General features: G+C 73.8%; 3 protein-coding genes. All 3 read left to right on the top strand.

The annotated features are described in order from the left end of the window. Positions 1-663 (top strand): SDR family oxidoreductase (locus tag ABZ641_RS35460; RefSeq protein WP_359988527.1); only part of this gene is annotated, 663 nt, incomplete at its 5' end. A gap of 130 nt (positions 664-793) precedes the next feature. Continuing rightward, positions 794-1204 (top strand): cupin domain-containing protein, encoded by a 411-nt coding sequence (locus ABZ641_RS35455; protein WP_359988525.1) that lies wholly within the window; start codon positions 794-796, stop codon positions 1202-1204. After that, entirely contained in the window at positions 1201-1734 is a 534-nt protein-coding gene (locus ABZ641_RS35450) for a cupin domain-containing protein (RefSeq protein ID WP_344624667.1), read from the top strand. The genes ABZ641_RS35455 and ABZ641_RS35450 overlap by 4 nt, the downstream gene beginning before the upstream one ends. Positions 1735-1908: the final 174 nt, after the last annotated feature.

Below are 1908 nucleotides of genomic sequence, written 5' to 3'. Positions count from 1 at the left end.
CGGTCCAGCCGGGCCTGCGTCCGGCCGGACCGGGTGGCCGAGGAGATCCGCGCGGCCGGCGGCGCGGCCGAGACGGCGGTCGTGGACGCGCTCGACGAGACCGCCGTCGACCGGCACGCCGACGCGGTCGCCGAACGGTTCGGCGGGATCGACATCTCCTTCGACCTGATCTCCTACGGTGACGTGCACGGCACCCCGCTGGCCGGCATGTCGCTGGAGGACTTCGAACGGCCGGTGGTGAACGCCGTCCGGTCGATGTTCCTCACCGCACGGGCCGCCGCCCGGCACATGATCCCGCAGCGGTCCGGGGTGATCCTCAACTTCGGCGGCGACGGCGGCCACGACCCGATCCGCGACTACTTCATCGGCGGCTTCCAAGTGGCCCTGGAGGCGACCGGCACCCTGCGCCGCCAGCTCGCCGCCGAACTCGGCCCGCACGGCATCCGCGTGGTGACCCTGCACACCGGCGGCATCCCCGAGACCGTCCCGGCCTCCGATCCGGCCCGCGACGCGATCACCGAGATGATCGTCGGCAGGACCATGCTCGGCCGCGCCGCGAACCTCGCGGACGTCGGCCGGGTCGCCGCCTTCCTCGCCTCGGACGGAGCCGCCAGCATCACCGCGGCCTCGGTCAACATCACCTGCGGCGCGGTGGCGGACTGACGCCCCCTCGGCCCCGCGAAGTTTTACCGAACGGTCGACCAACGGCCCCGCCCGTCCGGATAGGTTCCAGGCAACCCCGAAAACCGCATCGGACGCCCCGCACGGGGGCGTGCCGCCGAGGAGGCCTGCCGTGACCGCGATCGACCCGACCCCCGACCACCCGATGCCCGACCACCCGACCCCCGACCACCCGACCCCCAACCACCCGATGCCCGTCGCCCCGGTGGCTGTCGCCCCGACGCCCGTCGACCTGGCCGCGGCGGCCGCCGCGCTGCCCGACGCCTGGAGCTCCCGTCTGCTCGGGCACGTGGGCAGCGCCGCCGTGAAGGTCCTCCGGATGGACGGGCAGCCGCTCGCCATCGAACACCACCCCACCGCCGAAGCCCTGCTGGTCCTCGACGGCCGGCTCGAACTCGTCGTGGACGGCGCCGAAACCACCGTCGGCCCGGGCGGCCTGGCCTGGGTCCCCGCCGGAGCGCGGCACGCCGTCCGCCCCGGCAGCCACGGCACACTGGTCATCGTCGAGGTGCCCGAGGGATGACCCCCGGTCACCGACCCGCCGAACGAAGGGACGCCATGCCGACGGCGCAGCAATGGATCGACTCACTCGGTCTGGAACCGCACGTGGAGGGCGGCTACTTCCGGCGCACCTACCAGGCCGACCACCGGCCCACGGTGCGGACCCCGGCCGGTGAACGGTTCGCCGTGACCGCCATCCACTACCTGCTGACGCACTGGTCGCCGATCGGGCACTGGCACCTCAACCGTTCCGACATCCTGCACTTCCACCACCACGGCGACCCGATCACCTACCACCTGCTCCACCCCGACGGCCGCTACGAGAGCGCCGTCCTCGGCCAGGACCCGGGCCGCGGCCACCTCCTCACGCTCGCCGTCCCGGGCGGCGTCTGGAAGGCCTCCCACCTCACGGCCGGCGACCACGGCCTGATCAGCGAGGCCGTGGTGCCCGGCTTCGACTACGCCGACATGACCCTCGGCCGGGTCGAGGACCTACTGCGCCGCTTCCCCGACCACGAGGAACTCGTCCGCCGCTACTGCCACCCGGCCTGACCGAAGAGGACCCCCAGGGGCGCAGGAAGCCGTACCGAACTCTCGCTCGGGCGGTCACCCCAGGTGCCCCCACGCGCCCCTGAGCGGTGGAGCCCCACGCCCTTGGCTACCGGACCCGCGGGCGCAGGGCCAGGGCGATCGGGGTGCCGAGGGCGCAGGCCAGTGCGCAGACCG

This window comes from Kitasatospora sp. NPDC007106 (assembly GCF_040634455.1).
Classification (GTDB): domain Bacteria; phylum Actinomycetota; class Actinomycetes; order Streptomycetales; family Streptomycetaceae; genus Kitasatospora; species Kitasatospora arboriphila.
The sequence above is the reverse complement of the archived record's forward strand: the minus strand, read 5'-3'. Positions and strand labels throughout refer to the sequence as shown.

Excerpts from the sequence above, each read along its gene's own strand:
- ABZ641_RS35450 (WP_344624667.1), top strand. The coding sequence starts at position 1,201 with ATGACCCCCGGTCACCGACCCGCCGAACGAAGGGACGCCATGCCGACG.